This window comes from Nocardia seriolae NBRC 15557 (genome assembly GCF_007990715.1).
GTDB lineage: Bacteria > Actinomycetota > Actinomycetes > Mycobacteriales > Mycobacteriaceae > Nocardia > Nocardia seriolae.
Map to the genome: position 1 here is coordinate 58,247 of NZ_BJWY01000015.1, position 24,528 is coordinate 82,774.

Sequence of the window (24,528 nt, forward strand, 5' to 3'; positions counted from 1 at the left end):
GCAGCAATCGACCGGGGTTGCCGGGGCCGCGCGCAGTCAGGCTGCCAGGCCCGACACCTCGTCGGACACCGCTGTATCGGGCCGCCGCAGGGGCAGTCCGAGCGTGACTCGCATTGCGGTAGTTGCCATTTCCACCATGCTGCGCCAATGCGCCGGGGACAGCGCGACCGACCAGACGGTCTTGGTTGTGGGTTCGGTAAGAGTTTTCCCTGCCAGCCGATCGGCCAACCAGTCCAGGCTCATCGGGGTCGCCAGCGGCAGCAGTGAGAAGTGCTCGCTGAGTCGATCGCGGACGTACCAGACCGCCGCGCCGCCCGCGCGGTACCGATCGACCTGGCCGTCGATGCCCGCGGCGTCGATGACCTGGTCGTGCACCGGCTGCACCACCAGCACCGGGCACTCGGGCGTGCGATGGCCCAGGCGCAGGTCGTCGAACATGGGCTCGAGGTCCGGGAGGATCTCGGCCAGCGGGCGGTGCAGATAGTCGTCCATGCGGCGGCCGACCAGCAGCGGCAGCACCGCGATCGGACCCAGGCTGCGCGCGCGTTCCAGCAGGCGGTGGCCCTCCGCGGTGAATTCGCGCTCGACCACCTCGGCCATCACCGGATACACCTGCCGCAGCGCGGCGATCACGATGGCCGGGAAGCCGGAGAACAGGCTGCCGTCCAGATTCAGGAACACGTGACGGGTGTCCCCCACCGGCGCGCCCAGCACCGCGCCGACGATATTCAGCTCCGGCGCGTACTCCGGGGCCATCTCCACCAGCCACGAACTGGCCATGCCGCCACCGGAATAGCCCCACACCGCGACCCGGGTGTCCGCGTGCAGGCCCAGCGGTGCGAAACGCAGTGCGGCCCTGACCCCGTCGAGGGCGCGATAGCCCGGCTCCCGCGCCACCCCGAAATTCCCCTGCGGCCCTTCGTGATCCGCGAGGCTGACCGCCCAGCCGCGGCGCAGCGCGCCCGCGACCAGCAGCCACTCCAGCTGGGTGATGGAACCGGGCGCGAGGGCGCCGCGGCGCAGCGCGTAGGACGGCGCGCAACGGTCGGTGACGGCGTCCATCGCCGTCTGGAAGGCCAGCAGCGGTCGCTCCGAATCCGGCTCGGCCCCTTCGGGCAGCAGCACCGTGGTGATCGCCACCTCGGGCGCGCCGTGCAGATCCTGGCTGCGGTACAGCAATTGCCACGCGGTCACGCGCTGCGGCACCAGGCCGAAGAACGCGATCTCGACCGTGCGGCTGCGCAGGATCGTCCCCGCCGGGTATCGCGCGAAACCGCGCGGCGGGTGGAAGAACGGATCCCGGCTCGGCGGCAGTGGCCGATCGCGCTCGATGACGTCGACATCGACGGTCATCGCTACCTCCCCTCGTTACGGCGGCCGTGGACCGAGAGGGATCGCCGCAGCCGTGCATCGGCACCGGTGCCGACCGAATCGCCAGAGTCGGGGAATCGCGAGGGTCTGAAAAGTGGTGTCCCGCCGAATTGTGCCGACGCACAGGTGGACCCGGAAAGGTCTGTTTCCTCACGGCCTGACCTGCGGGTTTGTGATTCGAAACGGCCACGCGCCCAGGTGATTCCGGCTACGCTGCCCGCGTGCCGGTCGGGCGATCTCCGCGCATCCAGGTGACGGGCCGGGCCCGCGCGGGCAAAACCACCCTGCGACATGCGCTGTCGCTGCTCAGCGCCGAAGAAACCCGACCGGTCGACCACCCCGGGCAACCGCGGCCGGCCCTCGACGCCGACCTGCTCCTCTATGTCCTCCCCGGCCGCGCCGACCCGGCCGACCGTCGCCTGCTCGCCACCCTCCCGCCGGATCGCACGATTGTCGTCCTCAACAAGTCCGATTCCATTGGAACCGGTTGGTCCGACGCCGCTCTGCTGGCCGAAACCCTCACCGCCGACCTCGGTCTGAACGCCTTTCCGGTGGTCGCCGCCCTGGCCGCCCACACCCGCTCCGGCACCCTCACCGACGCCGACCTCGACACCCTCCACCGCCACCGCACCCGCCCCGACCCACCTCTCACGCTCTCCCACGACCTCTTCACCACCCCCGCCCTCGCCCTCGATTCCGAAGCCCGCCAGGCCCTCCTGGACCGCTGGGACCTGTACGGCATCTCCTGCGCGCTCACCGCCCTCCGCCACGACCCGACCCTGGGCCCGCGGCTGCTCCTGCAAATCCTGCACTGCGCCAGCGGAATAGATCCCCTCCACCACGAACTCCACCGCCGCTACGCGGTCGCCGCGGCTGCCCTCGGCGATTGAATTCGCCTCCGGCCAAGCCGAACCCACTCTCGGGAACGAATCAGCGGTGTTGACTCCAGAAGATCGTTCCACCGATCCGTTGCCTCCCCGGCCGAAGCCGGTGGCCGCGCGGCCCGCGCGTGCCACCCTGCCCGGCCCGGCGACATTCCCGCCCAGCGCCACCGGCGCGGGCGACCCTCCGGTGCGTGCCGGGGATGCCGCGGATCTGGAACTGCCGCCGCCGGTGCGGGTCCCGGCGGTCCGGGCCGAAGCCTCCGGACCGGGCGGTGCCGACTCCGAAAGCCGTCCGGACTCGGATTTCTCCGCGCTGGAGCGGCCCCCGCCGACGGCGAACGATGATGCCGATCGAGCGCTGGTACCCGAACCCGATGGGGGTCGGCCGGAACGTCTTGCGGCCCAGCCGGATTCCGGCCCGGACCGGGATGAGCGGCCGGACCGGGTGGTTGCCGGGCTCGAACTGCCGCCGTCGGTGCGTGTCGCGGCGGTACCGGTGCCGCCATCCGCCGAATCCGGTGGCGACCGGGAGCCGACCGGGCGCGGTGGGTTGTCCGCGGCCGCGGAGAGCGTTGTGATGCGCTGGAATCCACACGGTTTCGCGCTGCTGTGCGCGGTGGCGGGTGCGGACCCGGAGCCGGAACGGACGATCGCCCTGGTCGGCGGGGACGAGTCGCACGCGGCGGCGCTGCGGGTCGAACTGGCCCGATTCCGGCCGCAGGTCGATTTCACCGTCGTTGCCGAGGGTGTGGACGCCCATGGCGATCGCCGGGCGGGGATCGGCGAGCGGTTCGGTGCGGACCGTCGGCCGTACTCGGTGGCGCTGGTCGTGCTCGATGCCGGGGCGCTGATCGGTGCGGAGCTGGTGGGGCGGGTGCGGGAGTTGCTGGCGGACGGGACGCGGATCGTGTTCGCGCTGGACGGAATTCATGCGCATCGGGAATGGCGTAAGGTCCGGAAGCTGGATGCCGAGCTGCTGGCGGAGGTCGGGGGCGGGGAGGAGATCGTGCCGGTTTCGGCTCGGATGGCGGCCGTCGGGCGGGGGCTGGGGGACGCGGCGCTGGTGGATCGGTCGGGGGTCGGGTTGCTGCACGCGCGGCTGGTGGCCGCGGTGGGGGCGGGGGCGGTGGGCGATCAGGTGGGGATCGTGCGCGAGCGGGTGGTGGCCCAGACGCGACGGCGGATCGAGGCGCAGGCGGGGAAGGTGCGGGAGGGCGCGGATGTGGCCGTGCTACGGGAGGAGCGGGCGCGGCTGTTGGCGGTGAACGACGGCGGGCGGGGGAGTGCCATGGCGGTGGTGCGCAATCGGCTGCAACTGGCGCGGGTGGATCTATTGCACGAGGTAGGGGCCAGGATTCGCGGGCTGCACACCGAGTTACGGGGTGAAATCGACGGATTGCAACGGGGTGCGCACGCCAATTTTCCGTGCCTCGTGAGCGAATCTGTGGAAAAACTCACACGGGAGCTGGACGCGACGATTCGCTGCCGGATCGGCGAATTGTGCCGTCAAGTCGAAGAATCCGTCGCCGGGGAATGGCATATATCTTTTCCGCCACCCGCGGAACGGGTGGCGCGGGCGGTCGTCACGCCGGGGCCGCGGCTGCGGGGTGTGGAGGACCACCTGGTGATCGCGCTGGGCGCTTCGGCGGGCTTCGGGTTGGGTCGTCTGGCCATGGCTCCGCTGGCCCTGCTGCGGGCCTTCGACTACGCGATCATGCCGGTCGGTCTGCTCCTCGGTGCCGCCGTCGCGAGCTGGGTGGTGCGCGCCCGCCGCCACCTCGCCGAAGGCGCTCACCTGCGGCAATGGGTCGCCGACCGGCTCGTGGACGCCCGCGCGGAACTGGAACAGCGGGTCGCCACGGCCCTGGTCGACGTCGAGGAACGGCTCACCGACGAGGTGCTCGGCAGCGCCACCGCGCGCCTGGTGGAAACCGATCTGCGGGTCGGTGAATTGGAGGCGCAATTGCGTCAGGCCGCCGTGCGCCGCCCCGCTTTACTGCAGGCATGCGAACGTGACCTGGCCGCACTCGAATTCGCATAGCGGCTGGTCGCAGGTTTCGACCCGATACCGAGTGGACAACCCGATTCCGTACACCCCGATATGTGGCGTTAACCTCTATGACAGGAACTAGGGCATCCGCCGCGTTCTTGTACGTGCGTCCAGCCGGGGCGCGCTAGCGGCGAGACGAGCGGGGGCCCTGCCGCAATTGGTGGCACTCGGTGTCGCGAGCCGTGCTCCTCGGCTCGATGCCATCGGGGCCGCCCATCTCAGGAGAGTTTTCATGACCTCAGCGACCATTCCTGGTCTTCACGATGGCACCGCGCCCACCGAGCACAAGGAACTGCTTGCCTGGGTACAGGAGGTCGCAGAACTCACCCAGCCCGACCGCGTGGTGTGGTCGGACGGGTCCGAGGAGGAAACGGTCCGCCTCTCCGAGCAGCTGGTCGCCGCGGGCACCTTCAAGAAGCTGAACGAGAAGAAGAAGCCCAACTCCTACCGGGCGCTCTCCGACCCCTCCGACGTCGCCCGCGTCGAGTCGCGCACCTACATCTGCTCGAAGACCGAGGCCGACGCCGGCCCGACCAACAACTGGGTCGACCCGGCCGAGATGCGCGCCACCATGACCGAGCTGTACCGCGGCTGCATGAAGGGCCGCACCATGTACGTGGTGCCCTTCTGCATGGGCCCGCTGGGCGCCGAGGACCCGAAACTGGGCGTCGAGATCACCGACTCCGAGTACGTCGTGGTGTCCATGCGCGTGATGACCCGCGCCGGCCAGGCCGCCCTGGACAAGCTGGGCACCGACAAGCCGTTCGTGAAGGCCCTGCACTCCGTGGGCGCCCCGCTGGCCGAGGGCCAGGCCGACGTGCCGTGGCCGTGCAACGAGACCAAGTACATCACCCACTTCCCCGAGGACCGCGAGATCTGGTCCTACGGTTCGGGGTACGGCGGCAACGCGCTGCTGGGCAAGAAGTGCTACTCGCTGCGCATCGCCTCGGCCATGGCGCACGACGAGGGCTGGCTGGCCGAGCACATGCTCATCCTCAAGCTGATCTCGCCCGAGGAGAAGGCGTACTACATCGCCGCGGCGTTCCCGTCGGCCTGCGGCAAGACCAACCTCGCCATGATCCAGCCGACCATCCCGGGCTGGCGCGCCGAGACCCTCGGTGACGATATCGCGTGGATGCGCTTCGGCGAGGACGGGCGACTATATGCCGTCAACCCGGAGTTCGGCTTCTTCGGTGTCGCCCCCGGCACCAACCACAGCTCGAACCCGAACGCCATGGCCACCATGGAGGCCGGCAACACCGTCTACACCAACGTCGCCCTGACCGACGACAACGATGTGTGGTGGGAGGGCCTGGAGGGCACCCCGGACCATCTCATCGACTGGAAGGGCAACGACTGGTTCGAGCGCGAGTCCGAAACCCTGGCCGCGCACCCGAACTCGCGCTACTGCACCCCGATGTCGCAGTGCCCGACCCTGGCCCCCGAATGGGACGACCCGCAGGGCGTGCCGATCTCGGCCATCCTCTTCGGCGGTCGCCGCAAGACCACCATCCCGCTGGTGACCGAGTCCTTCGACTGGCAGCACGGCGTGTTCATGGGCGCCACCGTCGGCTCCGAGCAGACCGCCGCCGCCGAAGGCAAGGTCGGCACCGTGCGCCGCGACCCGATGGCCATGCTGCCGTTCATGGGCTACCACGTGGGTGACTACCTCAACCACTGGATCACCCTCGGCAAGAACGCCGACGCGCAGGCGCTGCCGAAGATCTTCTACGTCAACTGGTTCCGCCGCGGCGCCGACGGCCGCTTCCTGTGGCCCGGCTTCGGTGAGAACTCCCGGGTGCTGCAGTGGGTCGTCAACCGCATCGAGGGCACCGCGGGCGCGCAGGCCACCCCGATCGGCAATGTCCCGCACGCCGCCGACCTCGACCTCGAGGGCCTGGACGTGAGCGCCGCCGACGTCGACGAGGCGCTCGCGGTGAACGTCGAGGAATGGCAGCGCGAGATCCCGACCATTCAGGAATGGTTCGAGTTCATCGGCGACAAGCTGCCTTCCGGCCTGCGCGACGAGTTCGAGGCCCTCAAGGAGCGCCTGGGCTAGTCCGCCTCTCCGGGACTTCAGCGGGCGGCTTGGGAGCCGCTCGCCGAAGTGCACCCGCGCTGGCGGTCCGGTGCCAACCCGATTTCGGGCGTACCCGGGGAGTTACCCGCATCTCGCGAAATCAGTTGTACCGGATTCGAATTCAGCGAATGGCCCGCCCGCACCATTGGTGCGGGCGGGCCATTCGCATCGTCGGGGTGGGCCCGCCCGGTGCGGGCGTGCTCGGTGTCAGCTCCCCATGGGCATGAGAAGGGATTTGGTCTCGCAGTAGGCGTCCAGGCCCTCGGGGCCGTTCTCGCGGCCGATGCCGGAGGTCTTGTAGCCGCCGCGAAGGGGGCGCAGGCGTCGAAGGCGTACCAGTTGATGGCGTAGGTGCCGGTGCGGACCTTGGCGGCGACGGTCGCGCCGTGTTCGATGTCGGTGGTCCACACCGAGCCCGCGAGGCCGTAGTCGCTGTCGTTGGCGATGGCGATGGCCTCCGCCTCGGTGTCGTAGGGCAGGACCGACAGGACCGGGCCGAAGATCTCCTCGCGGGCGATGGTCATCGAGCTGTCGACGTCGGCGAAGACGGTGGGGCGGACGTACCAGCCGGGGAGGTCGGCGGGCCGGTCGCCGCCGCGGATCAGGCGCGCGCCCTCGTCCTTGCCCTTGGCGATGTAGCCCTCGACGCGTTCGCGCTGCTTCTCCGAGATCAGCGGGCCGAGCTGGGCGGCCGGGTCGTCGGGCAGGCCCAGCGGGAACAGATCGACCGCGGCGTCGAGGGCCTCGAGGATCTCCTCGTAGCGGCCGCGCGGGGCGAGGATGCGGGTCTGGGCAACGCAGGCCTGGCCGCTGTTCATCAGGCCGGAGAAGGCGAGCTTGGGCATGTCGGCAATGTCCATGTCGGGCAACAGGATCGCGGCCGACTTGCCGCCGAGCTCCAGCGAGCAGCGCTTGAGCTGGCCGCCCGCGATGGCGGCGATCTTGCGGCCCACGGCGGAGCTGCCGGTGAAGGTCACCTTGTCGACGCCGGGGTGCGAGACCAGGTATTCGGAGGCGTCGGCCTCGGCGGGCAGCACCGACAGCACGCCCTCGGGCAGGCCCGCCTCGGCGAAGATGTCGGCCAGCAGATTGGCCGCCAGCGGGGTCAGGGGCGCGGGCTTGAGCACCACGCTGCACCCGGCCAGCAGGGCGGGCGCGAGCTTGTTGACCGCCAGGGAGAGCGGCACGTTCCAGGCGATGACGGCGGCCACCACGCCGACCGGCTCGCGCGAGACGCGGGTGGTTCCGAACAGGCCGGTGCGAGTCTCGCTCCAGGGGAAGGACTTTCCGAGCCCGGCGTAGAAGTCGAGGGTGGCGCGGGCGGGCACGTAGTTGAGGGTGCTGGCGGCCATGGTGGGCGCGCCCATCTCGGCGGACAGGGCGGCCGCGAGATCTCCGGCCTTCTGGTCCAGCAGCGCGACCACCCGGGACAGCAGGGCGGCGCGCTCCTCGGGCGGGGTGGCGGGCCAGGGTCCGCTGTCGAAGGCCCGGCGTGCCGCGGCGACCGCGGCGTCGACGTCGGCGCGGGTGACGACGGGCACGCTGCCGACGGTTTCCAGGGTTGCGGGCGAGACGACGGGGAGGGTGTCGGGGCCGGCCGGTGCGGTCCAGTGGCCACCGATGAACAGACTCTGGTACTCCATGAGAACACGTTACAGTTTTGGGCCTTCGGCTGTCCGGGACATCGGGTGCGATCGTCCCGCTGACCGGGATCTTCTTTGAAAGTAGACTCCTCGGTTTCTAAGCCGCCCTGTTACCAGCGGGGTAAAACGTGATTCGAAATCTGAGTTGCCGGGCGGTGGCCTATGCTCGGCTCTGCACGCCTTTCTCCACCAATCCGGTCGGTTGCTATGTATTAGCTATACGAAAGGTAGACCCCGCGCATGACCGATGTCCGCATCGACGACTTCCTGCTCCGCGAGGTTCCCGAGGCTGATTCGCCCCGTATCGGCACCCCGATGCAGCGGGCCGCCAATCAGTTGCAGCGGGTGCTGCCGCACGGCTGGCGGGTCGAGGTGGTCGAGGCGACCTATCCCACGGTGCGCAACGGTCAGCCGGTGTTGCGACTCCTGCTTCCCGAGGACTGACCGCCGTCGGATGCGCAGGGCCGCAGGCGATTCCGCATACCTGTGGCTAATCGGCAGCACCTCGAAAGAACGAATTCCGACCTGTCGGTTCGCTTTTCACCGAACGCACTATTGCATTCGACGGCCGCAGCGAGCATGCTTTATAGCTACCGTGGATAGATCGCTCGAAACATGAACCGTTACCGCACAGGGGAGTCCGAGTCATGGCGGTGCAAGTGGTCGATAGGTCGCGGATGACGAGTGATCTCACTCCGCATCAGGCGAAAAGCGTCGGCGCAGGCGGCTGGGTGGTGTCGTTCCTGCCGGGCCGGACCCTCACCCTCGAACAGGCCACCGCCGCGCTACAGGCCGCCGAGGCGGTTGCCGCGGTGAATGCCCTGGCCGGTCAGGTCGGGCTGACCGCGATGGAGACCGTCGGACTGGCTATCCAGGAGTCACCGTGGGGCGAACCCGAGCCCTGCACCGCCCTGAGCCGCGTCTTCCGGCGTCGCTTCGCCACCCGCTGAGCGGGCCCGCTTGGTGGCCACCACCACCAGATTGCTGACCAGCAGCTCGCGCAGCCCCGGCACCCGCACCAGCCACCAGGCCCAGCGTGGGTGATAGCGCGGGAACACCGCGAGCACCTCGACATCGTCCGGGGTTTCGCGGGCCCAGCGGATGCCCGCCGCCGCCCGCACCGCGAAAAGCGAACGGCCGAAACGGTTCTTGGGCTCGCGCCCGTGCTTGCGCCGATACCGCCGCGCCGCGTACTCCCCGCCCAGGTAGTGCCAGGGCCCGGTCTCGTGACCGCCGAACGGCCCCAGCCACACGGTGTACGAAAAGACCATCAGCCCACCGGGTTTGGTGACCCGCAGCATCTCCTCGGCCATCACCCACGGCTGCGGCACGTGCTCGGCCACATTCGAGGAGATACAGATCTCCACCGCGTCGTCCCGGAACGGCAGCGCCATCCCCGACCCGCGCACCGCGCCCGTCACCCGCAATCCGGCCGCGTGCATCTCCGACGGATCCGGCTCGACCGGCAGATACCGCGCCCCGGCCCGCCCGAACTCGTCCGCGAAATACCCCGGGCCCCCACCCACATCCAGCACGATCGTCCCGCGCAGCGATGTTCCGGTCAGATCCCGATAGAAGTCGCCCACCAGCTCCGCGGTATCGGTGGCCACCCCGCCGTAGAAAACAGCGGGATCGGTCTGCTCGAACCGGAAACTACCCAGCAGCCGTAGCGATCGGCGCAGCGTCGCCCGGCGGGCGAATCGCGGGCGCCGCCCGCCACGGCGCATACGGGTTCGCTCAGCTCGAAGCACGGCGGCCAGTCTCGCACAGTCGAGTCGGCGTACGCCGCGTGCCTTCGAAACGGGACGACTGGTTTCGTGAGGCGGGGTAACTCACCGGGAACCCCCGAAATCGGGTTGGCAATCGACCGCCGGCACGGATGCATGCCGGTGAGCGGCTCCCGAGCCGCCCGCTGAAGTCCCGGGGAGGCGGGGGAGCCTATATGGTGGAGCCCATTGTCTGTCCACCCGACCGTGACCCCTGGAGATTTCCCCGTGCGTGAAGTGCTGCTGCTGTGCTGGCGCGACACCGGGCATCCGCAGGGCGGCGGGAGCGAGCGGTATCTGGAGCAGGTCGGGGCGCAGCTGGCGGCCCGGGGTGTGAAGGTGACGCTGCGGACCGCGGGGTATCCGGGGGCGGCCCGGCGGGAGTCGGTGAACGGCATCGAGATCAGTCGCGGGGGCGGGCGGTTCACGGTGTATCCGCGGGCGCTGGCGGCCATCGCGCTCGGGCGGTGGGGGATCGGTCCGCTCAAGGGGGTGCGGCCGGACGCGGTGATCGACACCCAGAACGGCATTCCCTTCTTCGCGCGCGCCGCGACGAACGCGCCGACCGTCGTGCTGGTGCATCACGGGCATCGGGAGCAGTGGCCGGTGGCGGGGCGGATGGTCGGCCGGATCGGGTGGTGGATCGAATCGCGGCTCTCGCCGCGGGTGCACCGGCGCGATCAGTATCTGACCGTCTCGCTGCCCTCGGCCGAGGAGCTGACCGCGCTCGGCGTGGCCGGGACGCGAATCGCGGTGGTGCGCAATGGCGCCGAGCCGATCCCGGCGCGGGTGCCCGCCGGTGACGACGGCACCCGGACCGCGCACCCGAGCATCGTGGTGCTGTCGCGGCTGGTGCCGCACAAGCAGATCGAGGACGCCATGGCCGTGGTGGCCGGGCTGCGCGGGCGGATTCCGGGACTGCGCCTGGATGTGATCGGCGGCGGCTGGTGGGACGGCAATCTGCGGGCCCACGCCGCCGAGCTCGGCATCGCCGACGCCGTCACCTTCCACGGCCATGTCGACGAGGACGAGAAGCATCGGCTGCTGGCGCGCGCCTGGGTGCACGTGCTGCCCTCGCGCAAGGAGGGCTGGGGGCTCGCGGTCATCGAGGCGGCCCAGCACGGGGTGCCGACGGTCGGGTACCGCAGCTCGCGCGGGCTCACCGACTCCATCGTGGACGGGGTGACCGGGCAGCTGGTCGACGATGCCGCCCAGCTGACCGAGGTGGTCGGCGAGCTGCTCGGCAATCACGAGGCGCGCACGGTGCTCGGTGAGAAGGCGCGGGCCCGGGCGCGCGAATTCTCCTGGGAGCAAACCGGAAACGGCGTCTACGAGGTGCTGTCCGCGGTGACCCGCGGGGAACGGGTCAGCGGCCTGATCGCGCCCGCGCGGGTCTGAATCCGCCACGAAGAGAGCGTGATCCGCCGCAAAGCGAGCGCGCGAGCCTACCGCGGTTCATAGTCTTGATGAATGTGGATCATCGTCGTCATCGCGCTCGTCAGCATCGTCGTGATCGGGGTCGGATTCGCGCTCGGCTTCCCCAAGGATTGAGCGCCGCCCCGAAATCGTTGCCGCGGTGAGCAATCCGCCGACCAGCAGGACCGCCCACAGCAGGTGCGCGGCCCCGGACACCTGACGGCTCTCGGGCGAGGCGTCATTGGTGGCGATATCCCCCGGCACCCGATAGAGCTGCAGATCCGAGTCACTGTAAACCGGATCCAGCTGCGCCAGTGTAGCTTTCGACTCCCCGAGCGGCCCCGGAGTCCGGCCCTCGACCAGCACCCATCCCACCCCGAGATCGGCCAGCTTCTCGGCGGTCGTCCCCCGCGACAGCGCCTTCTCCACCCGTCGAGCCCGCTGCCCCTCCCCGGCGACCACCCCACCCCGGACCGGAAGCTCCCCCGTCTGCAACACATCCCGCCGCAGCATCCGCGGCGCCGGATCCAGCACCGGCGCGTCCCCCGAATACCCGAACTTCCGGAACATCCCACCCGGCAACACCGCGACATCCCCGGTCCCATCGACCAGGGCGGCCACCCGCTCCCACCCCGCCGGATAGTGCACCGGCCGCAGCGCCCCACCCACACCCCAGGCGAGATCGGGCAGCGCGAGCAGGATGAGCCCGATGAGAAGAGCTGCGGCACCGGCCATCCGGGTCCGCCCCGATCCGGCCGCCGGGGTCCCGATGGTCGTGGCCCCGGCGGCGATGGCAGTCGCGGTATCCGTGTCCGTGGTGGTCGCGGCGGCCATTGTCGCGGTGGCCCGCGCATCGGCCGTCACGCGGTTGTTTCCCGCCATCGCCGAGACCCAGCGCGCGACCGTCCGGCATCCGGCCGCCGCGCACAGCGCGTACGCGGGCACCGCGAGCGCCGCATACTTCTGTGTATCGCGCAGCAGCCCGGCCCCCGGCACCCGGGTCACGAGGAACTCGCCCGCCGCCAGTCCCCACCCGGTCGCCCCGAGCGCGGGCAACACCACGGCCGCGACCGCCAGCCAGACCAGTCGCCGCCGCACCGTCCGCGCGGTCCGACTCCCGGTGGCCCGACCGATTCGGCCGCCATCCGAGCTCGATTCGTCGCGGTCCGCGCCCGCGGCGGGTTCGCTGCGATCGGAGCCGGAGAGGTTGTTCCCGGGCGCACCCGAGGCGCCGGGGCCAAGTACCGCGCGCAGGCCGGTCGCGACCACGGCCAGCAGCAATATCGTTCCGACCAGTGCGAAGAAGGTCGTGCGCGAGTCGGGTACCGCGGTGCTGTTCCAGATGCCGCCGAGACCGGCCAGGCTTCCCAGGGTCCCGAGCCAGGGTTCGGCGCGGGCCGCGAAGGCGGCGACACCGGCCGGGTCGGAGGGGGCGGCGCCCGAGCTGGACAGGGCGGTGGCGGTCAGCCAGGGGGCCGCCGAGAGGATCCAGAGGGCCACTGTCGCAGGGAGATTGCGCTTGCCGACCAGGATGATCGCGACAAGGCCCGCCAGCAGCGAGCCCGTCGGGGTGAGGCCCGCGACGGCCAGGCAGCCGGTGAGCGCGGCCCAGGTACCGAGGGTGCCGGACGGGGGCGCCTCGCGTAATCGGGCGCACAGCAGGGCGATCCAGGGGAGGGCGGCGTAGCCGGTGAGCAGGCTCCAATGGCCCTGGAGCAGGCGCTCGGCCACGTACGGGTTCCAGACGGTCACGGTGGCGGCGACGAGTTGCGGGGCGAGGGACGCCCGCAGCAGGTCCCGCGCCAGCGCCGCCGCACCCCAGCCCCCCAGCCAAAGGGCCGCCAGCACAATCGCTTTGACGATGATTCCGCCGTCTACGACCGGTGACAACGTGGCGATCAGCGCGTCCTGCGGCACCGCGCGGGGCGCGGCGTCGCCGAGGCCGAGGGCGGAGTCGGTGAGATAGGAGCGCGGTGTGCTGACCGCGTCACGCAGCAGCAGGTAGCCCGGGCCGAGCAAGGGACCCAGCACGATCGCCGCCAGCAGCAGGCTGTACCCGGCCGGTATCAGCCCGCGCCACTCCCGGCCCTTCGCCTTCACACCCGGCACCCTACGTTCCGTTCGCCCCGAGATCGGGGACCGGCGAACGGTTCTCCGCGCCGTCGCGTGCCGCGCGCAGGGCCAGGCCCGTGATGACCAGCGTGGTCACCGCCGCGGTCGCGGTGGCGATGACGATGAGCGACAGCACCGAGTGCGCGCGGGTCAGCATGACCGCCACCCCCACGCCCAGGCCGAGCCAGGTGATCGCCGCGGGTGCCGTTCGATCCGCCGCGATCGCCGACAGCAGCACCGCCTGCAGCACGGCCAGCAGCGCGCCCTCCAGCGCGAACAGCCATAGCAGCCCTTCGATCGGCGCGTAATCCTTTCCGGCGAACAGCGGCGCCAGCGGCGCCGCCACCGCCGCCCCGAGCACCGTGACCGCGCCGATCCCGACCAGCACGGCCAGGGCCGAGCGCATGGCGCGCGCGGAATGCTGCGGCTGCGCCATGCGCGGGTACAGCACCACCCCCACCGCCTGCGGCAGCCAGAACGCGATCTTGGCGGCGATCGCCCCCAGCGCGTACCGCCCGGCGTCGTTCTCGTCCAGCACGATTCGCGACACCAGCAGATCCGCCGCCGACAGCGCTGTCAACGCCGCCTGCACCTGCACCGCCCGGAACACCGCGCCCACCCCGAGGCCCCAGCCGTCGGCGCGCTCCGTCCGGGTCCGGTCGACGGTCATCCGGGCACGTGGGCCGGTCGAGAGCTGTTCGGCGACCGCGGGACTCGGGCCGCCCGCCCCGATGGGTCCGGCCGCCGGGCCGGGCAGTCCGGCTTCGGTCGAAACCTGTTCGGCCGCAGCGGCGGTCGTGTACGACGGGTGAGTCGAGGGCGCGGTGGCCGCGATGCGGCGGGCAGCGGCGGCGGCCAGCGCCGCACCGGCCGCGCCCGCCCACAGCGCGGGCGCGGCCCCGGCGCCGCAGGCCAGCAGGATCACCGCGGGCGTTATCCGGATGATCGCGGCCCCGCCGAGCACCGTCGCCAGTTCTCGGAATCGGCTGCGGCCCTGGAGAATTCCCTGCTCGCCCGCCAGCAGCACCAGCATCGGCGCGGAGCACAGCGCTCCCGCCGCGGCCGCGAAGCCCACCTTCAGCACGGCGGCGACCACGGGTACCAGCACCAGCGCGGCCGCTGTCACCAGGCCCGCGCAGCGCAGCGTCAATCCGCGCGCCGCCGCGACCGGCGCACCCCGCACGACTTCGCGCGCCACCACGTTCTGCAGCGCCAGCGCGGGCACCGCGCACAACATCTGCACGGCCAGCAGACTCGCGAACGAGCTGTACCCGCCCACCCCCAGCCACCGACTGGCCAGCAGCTGCAGCAGGTACCCCGCCACATTCGCCGTCATCGCCCCCGCCGTCACCAAGGTCAGGTCCTTGACCACGGGCAGACGGCGTACAGCAGACACCCCCGCAATGCTGCCATCCATCGGCCCCGCACCCCCGCCCACCCCTCGCCCCCGTCCGCCGCACGGCTCGGCCCGCGTTGTGAGGCTCCGTGGCAACCGCCGCGAAAACGACTGCGGCCCAGCATCTCCGGGAGATGCTGGGCCGCGTGGGGAACGGGAGCCGCTAGGGCTTGTTCATGTCGATCTGCTGGGTCGGCGGGTCGAAGCTGCCGCCGCCGGCCGGGGCGGGGGCGGCGCGGCGGACCACGGTGGGGCCGTTGCCGTCCTTGCCCAGGAAGCCGAGCAGCAGGCCCGCGATCAGCGCGACCAGGCCGAGGACACCCAGGATGATCGGGAGGATGCGGCCGTACAGGGCCAGCTTGTCGATATTGTCCTTGGCGACCTTGATCTGCGACTCGATGGTGTTCTCGTCGAAGACCAGGGTCGACTTCAGGGCGGTCACCTCGGGCTTGTCACCGCTGCGGGCGTAGTACAGGTGAATCTGCTCCTGGCCCTTGATGACCGTGCCGGTGTCCGGCTCGACCCACAGGTCGCGGACATTGGTGTAGAAGCGCGTCATGGTGACATCGCCGTCGCCCTCCAGGCCCCACTTGGCGGCGGGCAGGCTGAGCTTGTTGGTCGGCGAGTTGGCGACGGTGGAGAGATCGGTGACCGGGACCGACATCGAGAAGTGGTAGACCTTCAGGTTGTTGATCTCGGTCTCGTCGACGTAGTTGATGTCGAAGGTCTTGCGCGCGTTCAGATCGAAGTACGGGTAGGTCTTCTTGTCCGTCCCGATGGGGAAGCGGTACTGGAGACCGGTGTGCTGCACCGGGTCCATGACGGCGTCGCCCTTCTTGTCGACCGTCACGGCGATGGCGCCATTGGGGCCGCCGTCCACCGAGTCCACCGGCTCACCGGTCTTGCGGTCGATGGTGACCCGGTCGATGGTCGCGGTGAGCAGGCCGGTGTCGCCCTGCTTGTCGGTGCGCCGCAGGGTCTGACCGGCCTGAACCGTCATCTCCGAAGCATTGGCGGGGTTTTCGACGGTGAGGAAGCGCTGCGAGACGAGCGGAACGTTCTGGTCCACCTTCGCCGAACCGGTGGGCGAGGTCAGCGACTTGGCGTCGAGGACTTCACTCGGCACCCCGGTCTGCGGGTTGGTCGCGACGGTCGTGATCTCCAGGTCCAGCGGGGTCTTCGCGAGGCGGCTCACCGTATAGGTGGGGATCATGATCGCGGCGACGAGCAGCATCGCACCGATTCCCACGAGTACGCAGGCCACCGTCCTTCGGGTACCGGCACTGAGTGCCATGCAGGTTCTCCTCGTCGTCGAACACGTGTTTCTTCGGTCCTGCGGTCGCCGCGCAGCACTCGTGAGCCCAGACACTAACAGTCCGAGCGGTCGCAGAGTGCGGCCGAGGCAGGAAAACACCCCGAAACCGCCCCAAGTCAAATGGCGGGTACTCACACAAAAGCCGACAGGGCACACTGGTTCCCGATGACGACCGTGACCCTGAATCCCGAGGTGACCTCGACCCCGGTCCGTCTGGGTCGATTCGTCCCGGCGCTCGAGGGCATGCGTGCCCTGGCCGCACTGGGGGTGGTGCTCACCCACGTGGCCTTCCAAACTGGCGCAACCGGTCAACCGGTACTGGGCCGGGTGTGGGAGCGATTCGATATGGCGGTGGCGGTTTTCTTCGCGCTGTCGGGGTTCCTGCTGTGGCGGCCGCATGCCGCGGCGGCTCACGGGCGCGGGACCGCGCCGAGTGCCGGACGGTATCTGCTGCATCGCGCGGCCCGCATCCTGCCCGCCTACTGGGTGGTCGTCGCCGCGGTGCTGATCCTGCTGCCGAATGCCGCGCACACCGCCGGGCCGCGGGTCTGGCTCTCGAATCTGGCTCTGCTGCAGGTTTTCGTGCCGTTCACCCTGACCGACGGGCTCACCCAGATGTGGAGCCTCTCGGTGGAAGTGGCCTTCTACCTTGTCCTTCCACTCTTGGCATTCGGTCTGATGTGGTTGCGCGGGCGGCGGGCGCGGTGGCGGGTTGCGGTGGTGCTGGGCCTCGGGCTGCTGTGCCTGAGCTGGAACCTTCTGCCCGTGCCCACGCCGGAGGGCATCCACGCCGACAACTGGCTGCCCGGGTATCTGCCGTGGTTCACGGTGGGCATGCTGCTGGCCGAACTCGCCGACCTGCCCGCCCCGCGCTGGCGGCGATACGCCGGAAACGCCTGGCTGATGTGGCCTTCGGCGCTGACGGCCATGCTGCTCGCCGCCACCGATCTGGCCGGGCCGCCGGGCCTGACGCACGGTCGGCCGTGGCAGTACGTCACGAAGATGGCATTGGGCGCGATCATCGGATTCGGGCTGCTCGCGCCGCTGGTACTGCGGCCGGAACGACGGCACCGGCTGCTCGCCGGGCCGGTGGCGGCGACGCTCGGGCGGTGGTCCTACGGCATCTTCATCTGGCATCTGGCGGTGCTGTCGATCATCTTCCCGGTGTTCGGCATCGTGCCGTTCCGCGGGCATTTCGTCATCGTCTACCTGCTGACGGTCGCGTTCACGCTGCCGTTGGCGGCCGCCAGCTACGCGCTCGTCGAGGAACCGGTCCGGAAATGGACGCGTCGCCGCTTCGGCTGAGCGAGACGGTGATTCAGCGGCGTTGCGGCAGCGCCGCGACACCGACCGCGATCACCGCGACCAGGGCCGGGAGCTGCACCCACAGCGATCCGCCGACATAGCCCTCGAGGGAACGCCACGGACCGGTCGACAGCGCCGCCGCGCAGATCGCGGTGCCGCCGCCCGCGAGCGCGACCAGCACCCGCGACCACCGGCGCGACCGAATATGGTCCACCAGCAGCATGATTCCGGTGATCGCCAGCGCGATCGGTCCGGCAATGAGCCCGGCCCCGGCCGTCAACCCCAGCCCGGCGACCGTGCGACTACGCCACGCGCGCGGCGCCGGACCATCATCGCGAACGGGTGACCGCGCGCCCCGGAAGGCCAGCACCGCAAGTGGAATCAGCAGCAGCAGGCCGCCGAAGATGGCCAGGCGATACCACCGGTCGGTGGGGAACGCGACGGTGATCGGTCCCTTCGTTCCCGGCGGCACCAGCCACGCCTGCTGCCAGCCATTGATCACCAGCGGCTTCAGCTCGGTGCCGTCGGCGGTCTTCGCCTGCCAGCCGACATTGGTGCTCAGCGGCAGCACCAGCACCTGCGTGCCGGTCGTGCCGTTCGGGTCGGCCACCGGCGGCAGCGCCGGGGTGCGGTCGAGGCGCAGCTCGTCGACGGTGAACAGCTCCGTCGGTGCGACCGCGACATCCACTCGCCCGGCGGGCAATTCGACACCCGTGTCCGCCGAGGCACCGGCATCGGCCTCGCACACCTGCGCGGACAGCGGTGTGCCGGAGAGCAATTCGGCGGCCGTGCCGGTGACCGTGGTGTGCAGGGTGCGGCCCGCGGCGGCGATGGTGGGCCCGTGCGCGCAGTCGATGGTGATGAGCCGGTTCGGGTCGGCGGGAGCCGGGTAGTCGGGGCCGAGCACGTTCACCTCGGCCAGCCCGGGCGGCTGTTCCTGTGCGAAACCCAGTGCGGTGCGGTCGAGTACGGGATCCCAGGTCTGAATGCTGACCTCGATGCGGTCGGTGACATAGGGATGCAGGTCCACGCGGCTGATCGCACCGGAGTCCGGATTCACCTCGCGTACCTGCGGACCGTCACCGAGGTTCACCGATATCGAGGTGGGGTGGGCGGGCAGATCGCCCCGCGCGGGCGTCACCTCCAGCCCGGTCACCAGGGTCGGCGCGGGCAGTTCGATGGTGAGTGTGGGTTTCGCGCCCGCCGGATTGCGCACGCTGGTCTCCGGGGCGGTCCAGCTGGTGCGCGGGTCGCCGTCGGTGGCGGCCAGGGCGGAGCCGCGCGGGTCGGCGACATCGGCCTGCCCGCGGGCGATGGGGCGGTCCGGGTCGGTGAGCAGGGCCTGTAAGGCCGGGCCCGGCCGGGTGTGCACGATCAGGTCCGGTGTCACGGTGAGGGTCTGCCGGACCTGGAGGGTGCGTTCGAACAGGCCCGGTTCCTCGGCGGCCAAGGCCAGGCCCTTGCTGCAGCGCACGCGGTCGGGGGAGTCGAAACAGGCGCTGCGGCCCGGGAATTCCTGGCCCAGGTCCCAGCCGCGCACCGGGACGCCCGCCGGGGTGGGCGGCAGCACGGTGCGGTGGCGGATGTCCACGGTCACCGGGTTCTCGCGGTCGGCGTAGTCGTCCAGGCTCAGTTCGCTGATCCCGAATTGCCCACCTGCGCTGCCGTTCTCGGTATTGATCGCGGTGATCTTGATCCAGTCGGTGCGGCCCGGCGGCAGCGAGATCGACACCGGCACCCCGGGTTCGGTGATGCGGGCGGCCATGGTGCCCTTGGCGGTCTCGACCTCCACCCACTTCACCGGGCTGCCGATGGCGGCCGGGCTGGTGGTCAGGCGCAGCACCGCGGTGCTGACCGGCTTGTCGAGATCCAGCCGAAGCCATTGGCCGACGGCGTGTTCGGCGCCATTGGAGATCCAGGCGGTGGCCGGGTCGCCGTCCACCACGGCCGCGGTCGAGCTGCCGGGCGCGGCCCCGCCGAGCTGGGTGGCGTCACCGGCGGCACTGGAGGCGGTGATGGTCGCCCCGGACCATTCGCCCTCCACCAATTGCGCGCCGTACACCGGATAGTCGGGGACCAGATTGTGGGTGCGCCGGGCGTCACCGGGCGCGCGCAGGGCCGAGTTGTGGTTGTCGACGCGCCCGAAGTCGGATTCCCGGTCCATGGGGGTGTCGGTGACGGTGACGCCGTCCATCGGCACTCCGGCCGTCGCGGCGTCCGAGGCCAGCAGGGTCGGCCCGGTCGGGGTCGCGGGATTGCGCCGCAACCGTTCCACGACCTCCGGCCCGCCCTGCACGACCGGGAGGCTGTCCAATGGCACGGTGAACGCGCCCGGGAACGAACTCGGCGCACCGACGCCGCTGCGCACGTCGGTGGGCTTACCCGGGGTGGTCGCCTCGACGCGATAGATCTCGATCGCCGGGTAGTCCGGTCGCAGATCCCCGTCCGCCACCAGGCCTTCCACTCGGCCCGTCTCCACCGGATCCCCGAACTCGGTGACCTTCTTCAATCCCGGCGACCCCTCGATCGCGCGATGCGCCAGCATCGGCCGCGTGGAGCGGGAGGTCTCCGGGTCCAGATCGTTGCGCAACACCAGGATTCCGATGCCCTGCCCGGCCAGCGTGGCCGCCAGGCCCGCCGACGGCCGCCCATCGGCAATGAGCCGCTGCACCGAGTCCATGGCGCGGATCGCGCCGGGCGGGTTGAGCGGCACCGCGTCTCGCACCGCCCACGGTGTGCTCGCCAGGGCTTGCAAGGGCTCGTCTCGGGTCAGACCCCACACCTGACTGCCGAACGGTGCGCCCGGCACGATCAGGGCGCGGGTGTCGGAGGCGTTGTGCGCCAGCCAATCCGCGGTCTGCTGCCAGTATCCCGGCACGTGGTCGTAGCTGCCGCGCGGTGCCAGCTTCCCGGTCCAGGCCAGCGAGGTGGACAGGGTCAGCGCGGTCAGGATGAGCGCGCCCACCGCCACCATCCGATCCCGTTCCGGATGCGCGAAGGCATTGCGCCACACCGGCATCGGCACCGAGGCGGGCAGCGGCACCCGGCTCAGCAGCTGCGCCAGGCCCAGCACCAGCGGCAACCGGATGAGCGGCTCCAGCTTGTGCACATTGCGCAGCGGCGCGCCGCCGGAGTCCAGGAACACCCGCACCTGCTCGGCGAACGGACCGCCCAGCTCACCCGCGTAACCCGCGCAGATGCCGACCAATCCGACGATCAGGATGAGAGCGAGGCGGCCGCGATTCGGCATGGACCGCAGGGCCAGCCCGGCCATTCCGGCCGCCGCCAGCAGCCCGGTGGCCAGCACCGCGGCGGGCTGGGTCACCAGTACCGCGCCCGCGATGCGCTCGGGGGACACGAACGGCGTCCAGCTGTCGGTGCCGCGCAGCACCTCGCCGAGCGAGGCCCACTGCGTCGTCACCCCGGCCGACTCGATGTAGTCCAGGAACGGCGGACTCACCTTGCCCAGCAACAGCAGTGGCACCACCCACCAGAAGGTGCCCAGCGCCAGCAGCGGAATCCAGGCCCGGGTGAATCGCCACCAGGTGCGATTCGGTTTGTACGAGATCCACCACAGCGCCGCGGGCAGGAAGGCGGCGGCCGTGGCCACCGCGTTCACCGAACCCATGAGCGCCAGCGCGAGCGCACTGCCCGCGGGCGTCGCCATACCGCGGCGCGCGGGCCGGTCCGGGCCGCTCTTCATGGCCACCCCGAGCGCGGCGGGTGCGAGCAACACCCAGGGCGCGAGCATCATCGGCAGCGTCTCGGACGAGATCGACCCGAGCGTGGTGAGCACCCGCGGCGACAACGCGAACGCGACCGCCGCGATCACCCGCGACCCGCGGCTGCCGATGCCCAGGGTCTCGCAGAGCCGGACGATGCCCCAGAATCCGGCCAGTAACAGCAGCGCCCACCAGATGCGCTGGGTCACCCAGCCCGGCAGGCCGAGGATGTGCCCGAGCGAGAAGAACGCGCCGTGCGGGAAGAAGTACCCGTAGGCCTGGTTCTGGACCTGCCCCATCGGGGCCTGACTGCTCCACAGATGCGAAGCGCGCGAAAGAAACCCGAGCGGATTCTGCGCCAGATCGTATTTCGTATCCGCGACGGTCTGCCCGGGCGCCTGCAGAAAGGTCAGCAGGAATGCGGCGAGCACACTGCCGAGCAGCCAGCGGCGGCCCAGCGGTGCGGTGTTCGGCGACCGGTCCTCGCCCGGACCGGTTGCGGGAGACTGTGAGTCTTCGGGTTGGCCTGGTTCGGAGGTCAGCCGATCAGCGCGAGCCGTACTCAACGTTGTTCAATAGCGACGAGGAGGCGTCGCCACTGCGGTCGATATCGGGCCGCTTGTCCTGCGAGGCCGCCATCGTGATGACCAGGACCGCCGCCAGCCCGACCAGGGCCCCACCGACAGCACTCGCTGCACCAGGAACGGCAAACTTCATCGCGGTACTCCCAACATCGGACGCATGCGTAACGGGAGCCAACGGCCCCGCCTCCCCGGCACTCTAGCGGACGGCTGGCTGCCGTCGCCCATCTCGTACCCGTTCATGCGTCGGGAACCGAAACTATTTTTGGGCGTCCCCGGCGAGTTACCCCGAACGTCACGAAATCAGTTGTCGCCTTGGCATACGGAAAACGCTGCGTTATTCCGGAATCGCGCAGTGCAGGCCGCCGAGGAAGGTGCGGAGTTTGGCGGTGGTTTCGTGGAGTTCGGTTTCGGGGTCGGAGGCCGCGACGATGCCGCCGCCGCCGAAGGCGCGGAGGGTGCGGGCGTCGGCGGCGAGTTCGGCGCAGCGGATGGCCACGTACCAGTTGCCGTCGCCGGTGGCGTCGCACCAGCCGACCGCGCCGCCGTAGAAGCCGCGGTCGCCTTCCAGGTCGGTGATGGCTTCGAGGGCCAGATCGGTCGGGGTGCCGCAGACGGCGGGGGTGGGGTGGAGCAGGACGGCCAGATCGAGGGCGGTGACGGCGGGGTCGCGGAGTTCGCCGCGGATGGGGGTGGCCAGGTGCCAGACCTCGGGGGTGGACAGCAACTCGGGGCCGTCGGGGATCGACAGTTCGGTGCAGAGCGGAGTCAGCAGCTCGCGGATCCAGTCGATGACGTAGGCGTGCTCTTCGCGATTCTTGGTGCTGGCCAGCAAATCTCGGGCACGGGCCGCGTCGGCGTCCGGATCGGCGAGCCGGGGCTCGGTGCCGGCCAGCGGGCGCAGGGTGACGGTGCGGCCGTGGCGGGCCACCAGGACCTCGGGCGTCGCGCCGAGCAGGGTGTCGCCCGGCCGACCGGCGGGGGACAGGTCCACGGCGTAGACGGCGGCGCGCGGATGCCGGGTCACCAGGTGCGCGGCGATCACCTCGGGCTCCAGCGGCGCGTCGGCGGTGGCCAGCAGCGAGCGTGCCGCGACCACCTTGCGCAATGGCTGCGCCGGATCGCCCAGCTGTTCGACGAGTTTCGTGACTCGCGCGACATGCTCTGCGGCACTGGGTATTTCGGAGACTACCCGGACTTCCGGCAGGTCGGGCAGCGCGGCGGGCCGCCACGGCCCGGCGGTGTGCGCGGCCTGCTCGGGCGCGACCAGGGCGGCCGGACGGCGCGGATCGAAGGCCAGCGCGCCGACGATCAGCTCGGCCGTGCCGGACCGCAGCGCGGCCCCGGCGGCCGCCGCCGAATCGAAGGCGGTCCGGGTGCCCGAGGTGCGGACGACGCCGTCCGGCGTCGCGAGCAGAAATCCGTCCATGATGCTTCGACCATAGACCCGCGCCCTGGCGGGCGGCCCCGGGGAGCGACGCATCTCTCACCCGGTCGCGCGGGTCTTGTCGGGTATCGCACTGCGGCACAGCATCTTTCCCGCAACCAGCGCCGTCAGTCGTGGGTCGCGGTGGGCGCGCGCCCCGGCGGCACCATGAGGACCGGCCGGTGGCAATGCTTGAGCACCGCGTCCGCGACGCTGGAATGCATGAGCGCGCGGATGCCGGTGGCCCCGCGGGTGCCCGCCACGATGATGTCCACATCCAGCTCGTCGGCCACCTCGACAATGGCGTTCCAGATGGTGGTGGTGCACTCCACGGTGCGCGCCTCGGCATTGAGACCGGCCAGTTTGGCCAGCCGCACACCCTCGGTATTGATATTCCGGGCGTCCACCAGGGCGACGTCCGCTATTTCGTCGTCGGTCATCCATTCGGGCTGCATCACCCCGGACAACCCCGACAATCGCGCGGCCTGGCGCACCATCGGCTCCCACGCGGTCAGCACCACGGCCCGATTCGCCGCCAGGAACCTTCCCGCGTATTCGACGGCCCGCCGGGCGTTCTCGGAACCGTCGTAGGCGATCAGCATCAAATCGCAGGCCATGACGAACCTCCTGGTAGGTACGCCTGTCTCCAATCCAGAGGCTACCCCGGAAACCGCCCGTCGAACCTGAACTCAGAGGTTCGCGGCCCGTCTCGTTCTGGACTGAGTGGAGCGGGGGAGCGAAGCGGAGGAGCGGAGGGAGGGAAGAACGAGACCTCCAGGGCCGCGAACCCTCCCGGAGCGAAGCGGAGGGCAATTGGACACAGCACGCCCTTCACATCGCAAGTTCTCCACAGTTCGCCAACGATTTACCCAAATCGGTGGTGGGAAGGGGGATGCGGGTTTTCACTGAAATTGTCGGCTCGCGACCCGTGTTCCGGGCTCGCGCCGACGATCGACATCGCCGTCGTTGGAGCTGGGCCCGAACGAGGGGTGGAATGTGCGGTTGGACGAGCTGACGACCCCGCAGGAGTGGGCACGTGTATACCGCTCCCTGTTCGGTCTCCCCTACGTGCACGTGACCACGCCGGGCTTCGTCGTGCTACCCCTGGTCGACACCATCGCCGCCTTGAACACGCCGGAAGTGTTGGGCGCCTTGATACTCGACGAATTGATCGGGCGCGGCGTGCCTGGTCCGGTGCTGGTGCGGGACAGGCCGCCGCGGCGCACCTTCCTCGCGGTCTTCGACGGCTATCCCTCCGACGAATGCCTGGAAGTGCTGGAGCGCAACAGCATCGACATCGGCCCGCATCGCAGCAATGTCATCCTGCCCACCGGATTCGGCCGCCACACCCACGAGGGTCGCTGGTGGGCCCGCGCACCCCAGCGCGAGGAATCCCTGCCCCTGCTCTCCGAGGTGGTCTCGGCCACCCAGTCGGTGCTGTGACCAGTCGGTGTCGTGACC

16 protein-coding genes and 2 pseudogenes are annotated in these 24,528 nt (G+C 70.5%); 8 read left to right on the forward strand and 10 right to left on the reverse strand.

The window, feature by feature from the left end; translation table 11 throughout:
* Positions 1–36: 36 nt before the first annotated feature.
* Positions 37–1,353, reverse strand: coding sequence for a lipase family protein (locus NS2_RS07405; RefSeq protein ID WP_045436205.1), 1,317 nt, complete (start codon positions 1,351–1,353; stop codon positions 37–39).
* Between the two features lie 239 nt (positions 1,354–1,592).
* On the opposite strand from NS2_RS07405, the gene NS2_RS07410 reads away from it, so the two are divergent.
* The 3 genes from NS2_RS07410 (at position 1,593) to NS2_RS07420 (ending at position 6,364) form a co-directional block, all read left to right on the forward strand.
* Positions 1,593–2,261: a hypothetical protein gene (locus tag NS2_RS07410; protein WP_052086005.1), complete on the forward strand. Its 669-nt coding sequence runs from the start codon at positions 1,593–1,595 to the stop codon at positions 2,259–2,261.
* Positions 2,262–2,307: 46 nt separating this feature from the next.
* Positions 2,308–4,296 carry a hypothetical protein gene (locus tag NS2_RS07415; protein ID WP_143161484.1) on the forward strand — a complete coding sequence of 663 codons (1,989 nt, stop codon included), beginning with the start codon at positions 2,308–2,310 and terminating at the stop codon, positions 4,294–4,296.
* Positions 4,297–4,537: 241 nt separating this feature from the next.
* Positions 4,538–6,364 (forward strand): phosphoenolpyruvate carboxykinase (GTP), encoded by a 1,827-nt coding sequence (locus NS2_RS07420; protein ID WP_033085911.1) that lies wholly within the window; start codon positions 4,538–4,540, stop codon positions 6,362–6,364.
* 228 nt (positions 6,365–6,592) lie between these two features.
* Here the strand turns inward: NS2_RS07420 and NS2_RS07425 are convergent.
* Positions 6,593–8,028 (reverse strand): annotated as a pseudogene (locus tag NS2_RS07425) (aldehyde dehydrogenase).
* A 240-nt stretch (positions 8,029–8,268) separates the two neighbouring features.
* Between NS2_RS07425 and NS2_RS07430 the strand changes: the two are divergent.
* The gene (locus NS2_RS07430) at positions 8,269–8,472 is read left to right on the forward strand and encodes a hypothetical protein (protein ID WP_033085913.1); all 204 of its coding nucleotides are present in this window, start codon (positions 8,269–8,271) and stop codon (positions 8,470–8,472) included.
* Between the two features lie 203 nt (positions 8,473–8,675).
* Positions 8,676–8,978 (forward strand): hypothetical protein, encoded by a 303-nt coding sequence (locus tag NS2_RS07435; protein WP_082062536.1) that lies wholly within the window; start codon positions 8,676–8,678, stop codon positions 8,976–8,978.
* Here the strand turns inward: NS2_RS07435 and NS2_RS07440 are convergent.
* The gene (locus tag NS2_RS07440) at positions 8,907–9,755 is read right to left on the reverse strand and encodes a class I SAM-dependent methyltransferase (RefSeq protein ID WP_081985656.1); all 849 of its coding nucleotides are present in this window, start codon (positions 9,753–9,755) and stop codon (positions 8,907–8,909) included. The genes NS2_RS07435 and NS2_RS07440 overlap by 72 nt on opposite strands.
* Positions 9,756–10,022: 267 nt before the next feature.
* Between NS2_RS07440 and NS2_RS07445 the strand changes: the two genes are divergently transcribed.
* Complete coding sequence (locus NS2_RS07445; RefSeq protein ID WP_033085915.1) at positions 10,023–11,192, forward strand: glycosyltransferase family 4 protein; 1,170 nt, start codon at positions 10,023–10,025, stop codon at positions 11,190–11,192.
* Positions 11,193–11,249: 57 nt separating this feature from the next.
* On the opposite strand, the gene NS2_RS37235 is transcribed toward NS2_RS07445, so the two are convergent.
* From NS2_RS37235 to pgfA, 3 genes are all read right to left on the reverse strand, one after another.
* On the reverse strand, positions 11,250–13,310 hold the full coding sequence (locus tag NS2_RS37235) for an MmpA family trehalose lipid delivery protein (protein WP_228102555.1): 2,061 nt from the start codon (positions 13,308–13,310) through the stop codon (positions 11,250–11,252).
* A gap of 10 nt (positions 13,311–13,320) precedes the next feature.
* A complete protein-coding gene (locus NS2_RS07455; RefSeq protein WP_228102554.1) occupies positions 13,321–14,718 on the reverse strand; it encodes a polysaccharide biosynthesis protein in 1,398 nt (465 codons plus the stop codon).
* A 163-nt stretch (positions 14,719–14,881) separates the two neighbouring features.
* Complete coding sequence (pgfA, locus tag NS2_RS07460) at positions 14,882–16,012, reverse strand: cell envelope lipid trafficking protein PgfA (RefSeq protein ID WP_033085916.1); 1,131 nt, start codon at positions 16,010–16,012, stop codon at positions 14,882–14,884.
* Between the two features lie 186 nt (positions 16,013–16,198).
* Between pgfA and NS2_RS07465 the strand changes: the two genes are divergently transcribed.
* On the forward strand, positions 16,199–17,338 hold the full coding sequence (locus tag NS2_RS07465) for an acyltransferase family protein (RefSeq protein ID WP_033085917.1): 1,140 nt from the start codon (positions 16,199–16,201) through the stop codon (positions 17,336–17,338).
* Here the strand turns inward: NS2_RS07465 and NS2_RS07470 are convergent.
* From NS2_RS07470 to NS2_RS07485, 4 genes and pseudogenes are all read right to left on the reverse strand, one after another.
* Positions 17,284–21,602, reverse strand: a pseudogene (locus NS2_RS07470) (alpha-(1->3)-arabinofuranosyltransferase). The gene NS2_RS07465 and the pseudogene NS2_RS07470 overlap by 55 nt on opposite strands.
* 4 nt (positions 21,603–21,606) lie before the next feature.
* Entirely contained in the window at positions 21,607–21,777 is a 171-nt protein-coding gene (locus NS2_RS07475) for a DUF2613 domain-containing protein (RefSeq protein ID WP_071812209.1), read from the reverse strand.
* Between the two features lie 201 nt (positions 21,778–21,978).
* Positions 21,979–23,070: an isochorismate synthase gene (locus NS2_RS07480; protein ID WP_033085918.1), complete on the reverse strand. Its 1,092-nt coding sequence runs from the start codon at positions 23,068–23,070 to the stop codon at positions 21,979–21,981.
* Between the two features lie 125 nt (positions 23,071–23,195).
* Positions 23,196–23,684, reverse strand: a complete 489-nt coding sequence (locus NS2_RS07485; protein ID WP_033085919.1) for a universal stress protein — start codon at positions 23,682–23,684, stop codon at positions 23,196–23,198.
* Between the two features lie 385 nt (positions 23,685–24,069).
* Here NS2_RS07485 and NS2_RS36705 point away from each other — a divergent pair, with 385 nt between their 5' ends.
* Positions 24,070–24,510, forward strand: a complete 441-nt coding sequence (locus tag NS2_RS36705) for a hypothetical protein (RefSeq protein ID WP_197707878.1) — start codon at positions 24,070–24,072, stop codon at positions 24,508–24,510.
* Positions 24,511–24,528: the final 18 nt, after the last annotated feature.